At 31.3% G+C, this 13193-nt stretch carries 16 protein-coding genes; 1 reads left to right on the forward strand and 15 read right to left on the reverse strand.

The window, feature by feature from the left end; translation table 11 throughout:
• Positions 1-3: 3 nt before the first annotated feature.
• The 3 genes from V6137_RS05165 to V6137_RS05175 all read right to left on the reverse strand — a co-directional run bounded on the left by V6137_RS05165 (position 4) and on the right by V6137_RS05175 (position 4369).
• Positions 4-1851, reverse strand: coding sequence for an ATP-binding protein (locus tag V6137_RS05165; RefSeq protein WP_425446823.1), 1848 nt, complete (start codon positions 1849-1851; stop codon positions 4-6).
• Positions 1852-2153: 302 nt separating this feature from the next.
• Entirely contained in the window at positions 2154-3245 is a 1092-nt protein-coding gene (locus V6137_RS05170; protein WP_425446824.1) for an HD-GYP domain-containing protein, read from the reverse strand.
• 107 nt (positions 3246-3352) lie between these two features.
• On the reverse strand, positions 3353-4369 hold the full coding sequence (locus tag V6137_RS05175; RefSeq protein WP_425446825.1) for a DNA double-strand break repair nuclease NurA: 1017 nt from the start codon (positions 4367-4369) through the stop codon (positions 3353-3355).
• Positions 4370-4511: 142 nt separating this feature from the next.
• Here V6137_RS05175 and V6137_RS05180 point away from each other — a divergent pair, with 142 nt between their 5' ends.
• Entirely contained in the window at positions 4512-4751 is a 240-nt protein-coding gene (locus V6137_RS05180) for an AbrB/MazE/SpoVT family DNA-binding domain-containing protein (protein WP_425446826.1), read from the forward strand.
• Between the two features lie 34 nt (positions 4752-4785).
• Here V6137_RS05180 and V6137_RS05185 read toward each other — a convergent pair whose 3' ends face one another.
• The 12 genes from V6137_RS05185 to V6137_RS05240 all read right to left on the reverse strand — a co-directional run bounded on the left by V6137_RS05185 (position 4786) and on the right by V6137_RS05240 (position 13183).
• On the reverse strand, positions 4786-4974 hold the full coding sequence (locus tag V6137_RS05185; protein WP_425446827.1) for a DUF1858 domain-containing protein: 189 nt from the start codon (positions 4972-4974) through the stop codon (positions 4786-4788).
• 10 nt (positions 4975-4984) lie between these two features.
• A complete protein-coding gene (rsmI, locus tag V6137_RS05190; RefSeq protein ID WP_425446828.1) occupies positions 4985-5836 on the reverse strand; it encodes a 16S rRNA (cytidine(1402)-2'-O)-methyltransferase in 852 nt (283 codons plus the stop codon).
• Entirely contained in the window at positions 5823-6590 is a 768-nt protein-coding gene (locus V6137_RS05195) for a tRNA1(Val) (adenine(37)-N6)-methyltransferase (protein WP_425446829.1), read from the reverse strand. The genes rsmI and V6137_RS05195 overlap by 14 nt, the downstream gene beginning before the upstream one ends.
• A 500-nt stretch (positions 6591-7090) precedes the next feature.
• Positions 7091-7261, reverse strand: coding sequence for a DUF362 domain-containing protein (locus V6137_RS05200; protein ID WP_425446830.1), 171 nt, complete (start codon positions 7259-7261; stop codon positions 7091-7093).
• 90 nt (positions 7262-7351) lie between these two features.
• A complete protein-coding gene (locus V6137_RS05205; RefSeq protein ID WP_425446831.1) occupies positions 7352-8161 on the reverse strand; it encodes a PSP1 domain-containing protein in 810 nt (269 codons plus the stop codon).
• Positions 8162-8163: 2 nt separating this feature from the next.
• Positions 8164-9144, reverse strand: a complete 981-nt coding sequence (locus V6137_RS05210) for a DNA polymerase III subunit (RefSeq protein ID WP_425446832.1) — start codon at positions 9142-9144, stop codon at positions 8164-8166.
• 23 nt (positions 9145-9167) lie between these two features.
• On the reverse strand, positions 9168-9497 hold the full coding sequence (locus V6137_RS05215; protein WP_425446833.1) for a cyclic-di-AMP receptor: 330 nt from the start codon (positions 9495-9497) through the stop codon (positions 9168-9170).
• A gap of 14 nt (positions 9498-9511) precedes the next feature.
• Positions 9512-9838 carry a cyclic-di-AMP receptor gene (locus tag V6137_RS05220; RefSeq protein WP_425446834.1) on the reverse strand — a complete coding sequence of 109 codons (327 nt, stop codon included), beginning with the start codon at positions 9836-9838 and terminating at the stop codon, positions 9512-9514.
• A gap of 159 nt (positions 9839-9997) precedes the next feature.
• Positions 9998-10615 (reverse strand): dTMP kinase, encoded by a 618-nt coding sequence (tmk, locus tag V6137_RS05225; protein WP_425446835.1) that lies wholly within the window; start codon positions 10613-10615, stop codon positions 9998-10000.
• Positions 10616-10631: 16 nt separating this feature from the next.
• Positions 10632-12047: an aminotransferase class I/II-fold pyridoxal phosphate-dependent enzyme gene (locus V6137_RS05230; RefSeq protein WP_425446836.1), complete on the reverse strand. Its 1416-nt coding sequence runs from the start codon at positions 12045-12047 to the stop codon at positions 10632-10634.
• A 347-nt stretch (positions 12048-12394) separates the two neighbouring features.
• The gene (locus V6137_RS05235) at positions 12395-12586 is read right to left on the reverse strand and encodes a sigma factor G inhibitor Gin (RefSeq protein WP_425446837.1); all 192 of its coding nucleotides are present in this window, start codon (positions 12584-12586) and stop codon (positions 12395-12397) included.
• A gap of 99 nt (positions 12587-12685) precedes the next feature.
• Positions 12686-13183, reverse strand: a complete 498-nt coding sequence (locus V6137_RS05240; protein ID WP_425446838.1) for a hypothetical protein — start codon at positions 13181-13183, stop codon at positions 12686-12688.
• Between the last annotated feature and the right edge of the window lie 10 nt (positions 13184-13193).

A 13193-nucleotide genomic window follows, 5' to 3' on the forward strand; every position in this document is an offset into this window, starting at 1 on the left:
TATTTAACCTATTTCCTCATAGGATACACAAAATGGAGTTTCCTTTTTGTTTAGTTTTCCCATTTTTACTAGAGCTTCTAATTTATCCTTTAAAAACTCCACATCAAAGGTTATTTGATGATCTGTATCCTCTTCTATTTCCCTTATTACATCGTTTATGTTCATTTCTGAAATCGGTAGTTTTCCCTTTATTAGTTTTAAAAACTTTTCTTCCTTTTCCTGTTGTTGTTTTACAAGCTCATCAAATGGATTTAGTGTATGGGGACTAGATGTTTTAGCTGCTCTAACCCTTATTGGGATAGTTCTGCCCATTATTGCCGACGAAATAAAGGCATCCCCTGACTTTAGATATGGAAGTCTTTTGGCCTCCTCACTATCTAAGTCCGTCTCTTCCTTTATGGTTTGTATATCAGAACCCCTAACGGTTCTAAATATCATTTTAGTGTTTAATTGGGCAGTTATGGTTTCTTCTAATAGCGTAGGTCTTTGGGTTGCAAGGATTAAGAATACTCCGTATTTCCTTCCCTCTTGGGATATCTCCTTTAACACCGATTTTGATGGTGAATTATATCCTTTAGGTGCAAAGTTATGGGCCTCATCGGTTGCTATTATAAAGGGAGGAAAGTAATCAGCCACAGTATTTTTATATTGGGCATCCTTATATTCCCTTCTTTTATGGTATAAGTTACTAAGTAAATAGGATGAAAACACCTGAAGTAACCTTATGTTTCCTTGAATTACTAATAGTTTTCCAGATTTAAGACCTTCATATACTTCTTTTACATCATTACTAAATACCCCATCGTTATAAAGCCTGGTTAATCTCCATATTATTCCTTTAACAGAATTGGCAGGACAACTTTTATCATAATTGTCGAAAAGCTCCTTACAGTCAAGCCACCTTTCCCGTTCAATATTATTTTGACTATTTCTTATAATATTATCTAGCTTAGACACTGATCCTAAGTCTTGGGCTTCAGAAAGTCTTTTTAATCTATCATAAAAGCTTTGATAGGAATCCTTTCTTTTATGGAGGACATCTATTACATTACTCATGGCATCGGATAATGACCCCGATGCATCCAGTAAGTTTTTTAAGTCTTGGGTTGTCAAATCAGTAAAGTTAACCCCTACATCTTGTCCTATTTGCAAGCATTTAAATTTATCTCTAAAATCTATATCATGGTTATTAAAGTAATCTGCTTTATTGGAAAAATCCATTTCAAAATGGGGATCTAGTACCACAGTGGGGATACCTAGTTTCATGGTTTCTTCTAATAAAACCCTCATACCAAAGGACTTACCTGATCCTGAACCTCCAAATATACTTATATGGGGGTATTGATGCATAGATTTTATATCAAATATAAATGGTATGCCATTTTGGTTCTTTATTTTATTTTCTTCATATATATATGCAATATCCTTTAGGTTAGAGTCCATACCATCTACCATTTCGTCTGTGCTCTTTATTACTCCCATTACTAGACCATTATCTGGGGTAGTCTTTACAAGCATATCCTTTACTTCTTCAAATGTGGGAAATCTTATATCTGAACCTGTTTCTACAGGATACTGGGCTTCATTCAATAGCCTTACCTTGGCTATATGGATAGTTTCATCATCTATATCATAGCCTATAGCCTTTAAAGACTCTATAACACTATCATCAACTAAACCACCATTTATATTAAGGGGTATATATCTATTATAGGACCTTGTTTCAACAACCTCTCCCATAAGTTCCCCTTGGTTTTTATCCATTATTATTAGCATCTCATTTATCCTAAAGTTTTTATCATTTGACCCAACATAAACCTCCTGTTGGGTAGTTATACCTACTACCTTCATTTATTTTCTCCACCACCTTGGCCGAAGCGATGGCTTCGGAATTGTTAATTGTTAATTGATAATTGTTAATTTTGGTGCGTCCCGTTTTTTGCCTTGGACCGATGCTTCGGAATTTTAAATTATAAATTGGTACTTTCTCTTAGTTTTTGGTTGTTAGTTGGTTTTGTTTTTTTTACTAGTTTTATTGGTTGGAGGATTAGGAATCCCCCAACAACAGTAGCTTCGACTTCAGTCGAAGGTTTCCCCATCTATTCTTTATTCTTTGCTTTTATATTTCTTCTTTCTTCTTTACCCATTCTTATTTAAAAACTAATATCGCATCTATCATCTACAAAAAGGGTTAAGTCCTCCATTAAATCCACTATCTTAAAACCTCTATAAAGTCTGCCGTCGGGATTAAGTACTAGTTTTACCTTTGGTCTGGTGGGGTTATCTTTATTTACCTTTGTTACTAATCCTTTTTGGCCTGTATTTAATAATACTCCACTACCTTGGGGAAAAAAGGTTATGTTTTTTACCAGTGCATCATATATTTTTCTATCATGTTTAGCTATTGCCTCCGATGATATAGCTTCAAGGGCTTTATATATTGGTACTTTTCTTTTATATACCCTATCCCTCACCATTCCATCATACATATTACACACAGAAACTATTTGGGTATATATGTTTATATCGTGTCCCTTAAGCCCCATTGGATATCCGCTTCCATCTATTTTTTCATGGTGAAGCAGTACTATGGTTTTTACTATTGATGATACACTTACGTTATCCTTTATTATATCATATCCATATCTTGTATGCTCCCTAATTGTTTCAGCCTCAAGTTCCGTTAGATTTTGGGATTTATTTAATATTTCCGGTGGAATTTGTAACTTTCCTATATCATGTATAATTGCTCCTGTGGCTATCTCATTAATCTTGTCCTCTGGAATATTTAACTCCCTAGCTACTAATATACTTAAAATTGCAACGTTAACCATATGGTTATATGTGGCAACATCTGTACTCATCATTTCCACCATATTAAATAATATATCCTTATTCTTCTCCATATTATTAATTATTCTGTAAATAATATTTTTTACGTCTAGATATTGTTTATTATCCATTATTGTTTTATTTTTATTTCTTGGTATTAAATCATTTACTATATTCTTTATTTTATTTACTGCTTTAAACCTCAATACATCATCTAATACATTTTTAATTTCTATATCTTTTGATATTTCATCATCTATATATACAGCAGGTATATTTTTATGTTTAAGCTGTCTAATATAGTTTTTGGTTAACTTTGTCCCGGAAACCAATAAAATCTTTCCATCTTCACTAAATATACTCTTGCCCAGTTTCATATCTTGTTTTAATCCTTGAACACTTACTATTCTCATTATAATCACCCAGTTTTTTGTTATTATGCTATAATTGTATATGATTTATATGATTTGGTCTATCCAACAAAGTACTTAGTTAGATAATAGTTAACTATTATCTAAACTTAAAATTCCCTTTTACTTCTTTCTGTTACAAATAACTTTTCCCTTATATCCCTATCTAAGTACCTTTCTAAAAGTCCATTTATCACTTTATCGGATATTTTTACTTCACTGTCTATTATATCAAGCCAAAGGGGTATTCCTCTACCCATTTGGGGAGTTAGGGTAAATACTAGATTTGCCATTTCTTCTATATAATCTTTTTGGCTAGATATTATATCCATACCTATAATTGAAGGGTCTTTTGATGTTCTCATAAAACATGATGTAAAGCCTTCATCGGTTTTCTTTGTTTTATCTTTAGATACCCTTATTATTTCCCCATACTCTAAAACACCATATAATAGTTCTCTATCGTATATATTATTACTATCTTTAATTTTATTATCCTCTTCTAAACTCATGGATATTATATTTGTTTTAATGTCTTTAATTACACCTATAAGTATAACATTATTCTTCTCACATTCCCTTTTTAATTTATTCCATTTATCTGCACATTCTATCTTATACCTTATTAAGGATCCATCCATCATTATCACAAAGGGTTTTAGTTTATCTATAGATTCTATTGCTGCATCAACTTCTATTGCTGCCAATTTATATTTGGTTATTGCATAATTCTTATCCTCCATAGATAATGTGTCATCATCACTTATTTTTTCTAGTATTTCTTTTTCTTTATCCATATATAAGGGAGTGTAAAAATCAGCAATATATATAGGGTTGTCCTTATATATTGAACTCTTGGCTAAACTTTGGAATAATTCTATAAAGTGGGGAAATGCACTGCCTATCCTATTCTTAGAGCCATCAACGGCTACAACCCCTCCACTTTTTTTGTACTTTTCCATTTTTTTCGTTGATATTCGACAAAGTTTTTCTACCTTCCCTATGTTATTATTTATATAACAACGGATATCATCTTTATCCATTTTTAAAACTTTTTTATAATTATTATTAAGAATTTGATTTAAATTTTTAACTTCTTCTTTCAGTTTATCACTGATGTTCAGCATAATTAACACCCCAATATAACATTTTATTATCAATTTGTAACATAAAAGTAAGTTGACTTTTATTGTAATATATGGTATCATTTCTTTGTAAAAAAAAGTCGATAATTGCGACAAACAACTATTATTTAGGAGGATGGATTAAATGAAATCAACTGGAATTGTGAGAAAAGTAGACGAGCTAGGTAGAATAGTTATACCAAAGGAATTAAGAAAAACTTTCGATATTGCTGAAAAGGATTCTCTAGAAATATATGTAGATGGTGAACAAATAATACTTAAAAAGTATTCTCCAGCTTGTATATTCTGTGGACAAGCTAAAGATGTTGAAGAATACAAAGGTAAAAAAATCTGCCCAGAGTGTAGAGAAGACCTAAAAAAATAATAATTACTTAATTAAGCGACCTCTGGTCGCTTTTTTATATATTATTTAGCTCATCTATTAACATATCCACATCTACTCCATTGGCCTTTGCCGCTACTTCCAAAGTTTCATCATGGGCACCATTACATAGAAAACATTCCATATTATATTTTTTAAAAATTTCAATAGACTTTATATTTTTTATAATTATACTAAAGACCTTCATATCTTTTTCAATTTTCATAGTCATCCCCCTAAGCATCTATATCTATAGACTCCTTATAAACATCCCTTTTTGAAATATTCCTTTCCTTTGATACCTTTTTAATAGCTACTTTTTTATTAATCCCCTTATCCATATATAACTTTATATGTTCTTTAATAGTCATATCCTGCCACATTTCTTCATTAATACTTTTTAGTTTGTCCTCTGATAATCCTTCTATTATTATAACAAACTCACCCTTTGGATTTTCCCTTTGAAATCTTTCTATACACTTATCTATATTACCCCTAAATATCTCTTCATACTTTTTTGTTAGCTCCCTAGCTATAACTAATTTTCTATCTCCTAGTACTTCCTTTATATCCTTTAGCAAATCTTTTATTCTATGGGGAGACTCATATAATATTATTGTCCTTTTTTCCATCTTTAAATCCTCAAGACTTTTTTTTCTATCCTTTTTCTTTGAGGATAAAAATCCTTCAAAAACAAACCTTCTCGTTGGTAACCCTGATGATACAAGGGCTGTTATTAATGCTGTAGCTCCCGGTAATACTGTTATGTCTATATTATTTTCAATAGCTATTTTTATTAAGTCTTCTCCAGGATCAGATATACCTGGCATACCTGCGTCGGATACGAGGGCTATACTAAGTCCATCCAACATTTTATTTATAAGATAAGGGCCCTTTTCTTTTATATTATGTTCATGATAGCTAGTAAGTGTTTTCTTTATATTATAGTGATTTAATAGTTTTATTGTATGTCTTGTATCCTCTGCAGCAATAATATCAACTTCTTTTAATGTGTTTAGTGTTCTTATTGTTATATCATCTAGATTTCCTATAGGAGTGGGACATATATATAATTTACCTTGACTCATGATTTTCACCCTTTTCCATTCCATATATATCAAAAATTTCATCTGTATATGTATTATTATCATTATACACATATAATGGCTTATTAAACTTTAATTCTGGTTTTGCTGCCTTTATTCCCTTTATTAAAACCATATTGGGCTTACTATCAGCCCTAGGATGAACAAACCTTATGGATTTTGGCTCTATTTTATATTTTCTTAAGCTGCAAAATATATCGACTATTCTGTGGGGTCTATGAACCATAAATAGCCTCCCATTATGTTTAAGAAGTCTACTGGATATCCTTATTATATCATCAATTGTACATTTTATCTCATGTCTTGATATAGCTTTTTTATCCTCTGGATTTATTATACCAGAATCCTTTAACATATAGGGGGGATTTGTTGTTACCACATCAATTTTATTGACCCCTAATCTTTCAGGTGCTTCTTTTAAGTCCATATTTATTATTTCAATATCCTTTTCTAAATCATTCATCTTTACACTTCTCTTTGCCATTTCTGCCACTTCTTTTTGTATTTCTATGCCATATATCTTCTTTACTTTATACTTAGCCCAAACAAGAAGGGGAATAATGCCTGTTCCAGTCCCTAAGTCAACTACTGTTGAATTCTTTTTTATATCACAGTAGTTTGATAATAATACAGCATCCATACCAAAACAAAACCCATTAGTATCCTGTATTATCTTAAGTCCTTCCCGCTGCAAATCATCTATACGTTCATTTTCCTTTAAGTCTATTTTAGTCAAAACTTTACTCCTTTCCCTTTTGTTTAAAGAATAGAGAATAGAGAATAAATAATAGATATGGTGCAAAGTGGCCATAGGCCACTTTGTTTCTATTATAGTTTCCTAGGTCGGGGGATTACGAATCCCCCAATAACTGGTTTTTTCTTACATAGTGAAATTTATAGCTTTCAATTCATTAGAAGGTTTACTTATTTATTCTTTATTATTTATTCTTTATTATTTATTATTTATTCTTTATTATTTATCCTCTATATATTATTATACCATGCCTTTTATTTAGATAATAAAGAATAGAGAATAAATAATAGATATGGTACAAAGTGGCCATAGGCCACTTTGTTTCTATTATAGTTTCTTGGGTTGGGGGATTACGAATCCCCCAACAACTAGTTTTTTCTTACATAGTGAAATTTGTAGCTTTGAATTCATTAGAAGGTTTACTTATTTATTATTTGCATTTTAAAAAAAGACCCTCACAGGGTCTTTTTTATGTATTATAACTAGTCTTGTACTGGAGCATCTACTGGGCATACGTTTGCGCACGCACCACATTCAATACATCCTTCAGCTTCTATAACATATTTATCATCTCCAGCGCTTATAACGTCAACTGGACATTCTGGTTCACAAGCTCCACAGCTTATGCAAGAGTCTAAAATTTTATAAGCCATTATGTTCACCTCCTTGTAGGTTATATATTATACCTTTTTATTTTAACATTTATTATTGTTATATAAAAGTACTTTTATTATTTTTTAAATTTATTTCATATTAATCTCATCTAGTACAAATGGTACTATTTCCTCGGAATCATCATCAGCCTTTACTTTTACCTTTACCATTTCAAGCAGTGTACTGGTGTCTGTTACGATTCCCTTACCTCTAGGGGTATTGACAACTGACCCTACCTCTGGCATTTTATCTATAATGTCTTCATACATTTCATGTTCATATTTCAGACAGCACATAAGCCTTCCACATATCCCAGATATTTTTGTGGGATTTAATGATAAGTCTTGTTCCTTAGCCATCTTTATTGATACCGGTTCAAACTCCCCTAAAAATGTACAGCAACACAAGCTTCTACCACAGGGACCAAGACCACCTATCATTTTGGCCTCATCTCTGACTCCTATTTGTCTTAGTTCTATCCTTGTTCTAAATATTGATGCCAAGTCCTTTACAAGTTCCCTAAAGTCAACCCTACCGTCTGCAGTAAAGTAAAATATAATTTTGTTATTATCAAATGTATACTCAACATCTATTAGTTTCATATGAAGACCATGGGCTTCAATTTTTTCAAGACATTTATTAAAAGCATCACTTTCCCTTTCTTTGTTTTCCCTATGATGGGCAATATCTTCTTCTGTTGCTATCCTTATGACCTTTTTCAGTGGAGAAACTATTTCATCCTCGGGCACTTCTTTAGGTCCCACAACAACATTTCCAAACTCTACACCTCTGGCTGTTTCAACTACCACATTATCATCTAGTTTTATATTTATATCATCGGGATCAAAGTAATATATTTTCCCGGCTTTCTTAAATCTCACTCCTACTACTGTAACCATCTTTAGCCCTCCTGTATTTTTAGAAGCATAATTTCAATAGCTAAATTGAAATTTACCTTTGAAGCTATATTATTTTTAGTTTCTTTCACAGTTTCTATTATATCATGTATTTTCATTTTTGATAATTTATTGGATTGATTATTTAATATATCTAGTTTATCCCTATTTATTATAAATTTATTGTGGTCTAATTCTTTAACAAATAGTATATCCCTAAACCAGATAAGTATCATATCTAGTATATCATCTATATTTTCCTTATTCTCTTCAAAAAATTTTGATAAGCTAAAGATTTTTGATTTATCACCCTTTAGGGTATCTTCTATGGTATTTATTAATTCTTCTCTTATATCATTAAACTCCTGGGATACACTTAAGTCTATAGCTTTTCCTATTATTCCATTGGAAAAAGATGTTATTATTTTTGCCCTATTATCGTCTATACCGTACTTGTTTATAAGCCTATCCATAATTATACTGGAGTCAATCCTTGTAAATTTCAATATTTGACATCGGGATATTATGGTAGGTAAAAGGCTGTGACTATTTGTTACAGTCATTAAAATCGTAGCATATTTAGGAGGTTCTTCTAGGGTTTTTAAGAAACTATTTTGAGCAAATGTGGTCATGGTATCTATATTTTCTAATATGTATATTTTCTTGTCTCCTTCATAGGGCTTAATATTTATAGTTCTTTGTAGCTCCTCTATTTTTTCCTTTTTAAATGTTTTCCCATCGGAGGAGTAAACATATACATCTGGGTGATTATTAGAATCAAATTTAATACAGGATTTACATTCATTACACGGGGCCGTCCCCTTTTCATCACAAAGAAGGGTCTTTGCAAAGGCTTTAGCCACCATTGTTTTACCTATGGATTTAGGTCCCTCTAAAAGGTAACTATGGGATACATTATTTCTTTTTATTGTTCCTTGTAAGCTTTTTATTATTTTATCATGTCCTACAATATCATTAAAATCCATAAACACCCTCCACTATTTTAATATTAAACCTTTTCAAAATTCTCCACATCAACAACAAATATTGTTGCTCCCCCAACCTGTACCTCGACTGTATAGGGATTATATACCCCGGATGCCCAAGTTGTAGGGGCTGGAGATGTTGTAACTTTTTTTCTAGATTTACAGGTCTTTCTTATTATATCTATAACATCATCTACCTTTTCTTTTTCTACACCTACTATTATAGTTGTATTTCCTGATTTCAAAAACCCTCCTGTTGATGCTAGTTTAGTTACTCCAAAGTTATTTTCCATAAGTTCATCTACAAGTTTTCCTGAGTCTTCATCTTGTACGATGGCTATAACTAACTTCATACGTAGCCCTCCTTTTAAATCTGTTCATATCTTTCAACATCTAATGTAAATACCGTTGCTCCCCCTACCTTTATTTCCATTGGATAGGGTACATATGTATCCCCTGTTAATGTCATTGAAGATAGTGTAGTTGTTACCTTTCTTACTCTACATATCTTTTCTATTATCTCATATACCTTTTCTACCCTTTCCTTTTCCACACCTATAAGTAATGTTGTATTTCCCGACTTTAAAAATCCCCCTGTTGATGCAAGTCTTGTTATGCTAAACTTGTTTTCAGTCAACTTATCCGTTAATTCGGAAACATCATCATCCTGGACGATAGCTATAATAAGTTTCAAGATTTCCCCTCCCCTCGAGTTTAGTTAATAATTGAGAATTGACAATTGAGAGTTGACAGTTTAAGGTGATTTTACTCACTTTGTTCGTAAAATATTATATTGAAATGGACTTTAGCCCATTTGTACTTTAATTGTCCACTGTCAATTGTCAATTCTCCCCTATAATAAAAGGTCTATCTTATTCTTTACCTGCTGAAATACTTCTTCTATGTCCTTTGTTGCATCTATTATTTTTATCCTTTGTGGATATTTTTTAGATAGTTCTATATATCCATCATAAACCTCATTATGGAAGTCTATGCTCTCCATCTCTAGCCTATCCTTCTTACCCCTTCTTGCCATTCTCTTAAAGGCATCCTCTGGCTTTATGTCAAAGAATAATGTTAAGTCTGGTTCTATATTTTGGGTAGCAAAATCGTTTATATTTTTCACTTTATCTATACCTATATTTCTAGCTATGCCTTGATATACTAGGCTAGAGTCCACAAATCTTTCTGATATTACTATTTTACCCTTTTTAAGGGCTGGTAAAATTTTTTCTTCAACATGCTGTGCTCTAGATGCAGCATATAAAAGGGCTTCTGTAACAGGGGACATGTTGGTATTCTTTGTATCTAATACCACATTCCGTATAATTTCGCTTAATTCTGTCCCCCCTGGTTCCCTTGTTATAACTATATTATAGCCCTTTTCCTTCAAATAATTTGTCAAAAGTTTTGTTATTGTACTTTTCCCAGATCCATCAGGACCTTCCATTGTTATAAATATGCCCTCCACTTATATCAATTCCTCTCTATTTAATTATTTCAATCATTTCTTCACCATAATCTGAAAATCCAAGTATGGATACCTTATTATCTATTAATGTTCTTATATAGTTTATGATTTCCTCAGTTATTAATTCCCCAGGACTTAGTAGGGGTATCCCAGGGGGGTAGGGTATTATGAAGCTTCCAGATACTTTTCCTTTACTTTCATTTAAGGCCATATTTCTTTTATCACTATAAAAGGCATTATATATAGGCATTTTAATATTAGGTTTTATATTTTTTATATTAATATCTAGTATTTCCTCTTCTATATATTTATTATTATTTATATCCTCTAATGCATATATAAGCTTCTCTATGTCTTCTTTATCATCTAATAGTGTCATTAGAGCTAGTCCATAATAATAATCTGACATTTCAAGTTGAATATTATGTTTAGCCCTAAGTATTCTTTCAATTACACTTCCTTTAATACCCTTTATATTAATAAGAAATTTAGTCGTATCAAAGTCATAATTTTTTTTATTTATATATTCCCTACCCACTATGTTTATACCATCTATATTATTTAAATAAGTACTTGCCTCTTTTATATAATCTAATAAGTCATTTAGTTTGCCCGCCCCATATTCATCCATATATCCAATGGCTAAATCAATAGATGCCATTAATAGATATGATGGGCTTGTACTTTGATGGATTGCTAACATTTTCTTTAGTCTACTTATATCTATTCTATCGGTTACCACATGAATCATGGAACTTTGGGTAAAGGCTGGTAATGTTTTATGGGTACTTTGTACTACTATATCTGCCCCTGCCTCTATGGAGGATTTAGGAAGTTTTTGGTTAAATATCAAATGACTACCATGGGCCTCATCTACTATTAATACTCTATTGTGTTTATGGACCACATTAACAATGCTATCTATATCGCTACAAACACCATAGTATGACGGATAGGTTATAACAACAGCTTTTATATCCTTATCTTCTTTTAATTTTTCCTCTATGACATTTGGATTTAACCCTAGCTCTATATTTTTTTCACTATCATAATCTGGATATATATACTCAGCTTCAAGTTGTCCCAATATCACTGCGTTATATACAGATTTGTGACAATTTCTCTGGATAAGTATTTTTTCCTTTGGGTATAGAACTGAATTTATTGCACTATATATCCCTGCAGTTGTACCATTTACACTATAAAAGGTCTTCTTAGTTTTAAATATTCTAGATGCTAAATTTTGGCTTTTAAGTATTATGGACCTGGGATTATGTAAATTATCGGTTCCCCTAACTTCAGTAACATCAATACTGGGAATCATATCATAAAGTTCTGATAATACCTTTTTTCCCTTATGCCCAGGCATATGAAATCTTATATTATTTTCATTTATATATTTTTTTAGTCCATTTATTAGTGGAGTATTCATAAAAAAACCTCCTACATTTTATTTATTCTATATTGAGCTTAATATCTCCTGCTAAGTGAAACAAAGGCGACTTTGTCGCTTCTTTGTTTTGTGTAGGGGGCAAAGAGCAGGGAGTTGTTGATTCCATAGTATGGGTAACACTTAATATATCCCATTGTAGGGCTTCAATATATTGAAGCCTTAGGTCTTCTTCTAGAAGACCTACTATGTCAAAGAATATATTTTCAATAAGCTGTGGGGTTACGAATCCCCCAGCAACTAAGTTGTATTATTTAACTAGTATATATGGCTTTAAAATCGTCCTGAATATATTTAGAACCCACATAAAAAAGATATAGGTTTCATTCCTATACCTTTTCCCCTTTTACCATAATATAATCTATCCAAGCATTTGTTATAATAGATTTATAATACTCATATTTTATATCGTCCATATCCGTCTTACCTATTTCCTCTAAACAATCTAGGCAAATATGTATACCAAATATTCCCATACTTTTTTTATTTTCACCACAAACTTTGCATCTGTTATTAGCCACTTAACCATCCCCTTTCTACCATTGTGTCTATAATTATTGCCTTATACTATATTATTATTCATATTGCATGACCAATGTTCCTAAGGGGATGGTCCTTTTTTAGCCTTCTATTTTTCTCCTTTTCTTTAACATATCAATGAATTTATCACTGGGTTTAAAAATGAATCTAATCTGTTTTCCCTCTCTATTAAACTCTCCTACATAAAAGTTATTATAATCTTTATCACATACAAATTTATAGGTATAATCTATGTTGCTATCTTCTTTCATTTCACCATAGGGAATAAGTTTCTCTATATCCTCTATATCTATCATTAACGATACTTTTGATTTCTTTCCTATGGACTTTTCAAATATTAAAGTATCATCTGCTATTTTATATGTGTAATATTCTATAAATTTAGTTACTATAAATGAACAAGCTGCAACAGATATTAACAATATAGCTATACTTACTATTCCTGCATATTTTTCTCCTAAAAAGTTTGTAAGACTTATTAAATAGTTTATTATAAACACTGCTATTATTACTAAAACAATAATTTGCCAAAAGGGTCTTTGCTTCCTTGCAACACTCTCCTTTAAAATAGGTTTCATAATAATCTTT

The sequence above is a fragment of the Dethiothermospora halolimnae genome (assembly GCF_037577855.1).
In the GTDB taxonomy this organism is placed as follows: domain Bacteria; phylum Bacillota; class Clostridia; order Tissierellales; family VENL01; genus Dethiothermospora; species Dethiothermospora halolimnae.

Bases quoted from the DNA above. Each gene is read 5' to 3' on its own strand.
- V6137_RS05165 (WP_425446823.1), bottom strand. From the start codon at position 1,851: ATGAAGGTAGTAGGTATAACTACCCAACAGGAGGTTTATGTTGGGTCA.
- V6137_RS05170 (WP_425446824.1), bottom strand. From the start codon at position 3,245: ATGAGAATAGTAAGTGTTCAAGGATTAAAACAAGATATGAAACTGGGC.
- V6137_RS05175 (WP_425446825.1), bottom strand. From the start codon at position 4,369: ATGCTGAACATCAGTGATAAACTGAAAGAAGAAGTTAAAAATTTAAAT.
- V6137_RS05180 (WP_425446826.1), top strand. From the start codon at position 4,512: ATGAAATCAACTGGAATTGTGAGAAAAGTAGACGAGCTAGGTAGAATA.
- V6137_RS05185 (WP_425446827.1), bottom strand. From the start codon at position 4,974: ATGAAAATTGAAAAAGATATGAAGGTCTTTAGTATAATTATAAAAAAT.
- rsmI (WP_425446828.1), bottom strand. From the start codon at position 5,836: ATGAGTCAAGGTAAATTATATATATGTCCCACTCCTATAGGAAATCTA.
- V6137_RS05200 (WP_425446830.1), bottom strand. From the start codon at position 7,261: ATGGCTTATAAAATTTTAGACTCTTGCATAAGCTGTGGAGCTTGTGAA.
- V6137_RS05205 (WP_425446831.1), bottom strand. From the start codon at position 8,161: ATGGTTACAGTAGTAGGAGTGAGATTTAAGAAAGCCGGGAAAATATAT.
- V6137_RS05210 (WP_425446832.1), bottom strand. From the start codon at position 9,144: ATGGATTTTAATGATATTGTAGGACATGATAAAATAATAAAAAGCTTA.
- V6137_RS05215 (WP_425446833.1), bottom strand. From the start codon at position 9,497: ATGAAGTTAGTTATAGCCATCGTACAAGATGAAGACTCAGGAAAACTT.
- V6137_RS05230 (WP_425446836.1), bottom strand. From the start codon at position 12,047: ATGAATACTCCACTAATAAATGGACTAAAAAAATATATAAATGAAAAT.
- V6137_RS05240 (WP_425446838.1), bottom strand. From the start codon at position 13,183: ATGAAACCTATTTTAAAGGAGAGTGTTGCAAGGAAGCAAAGACCCTTT.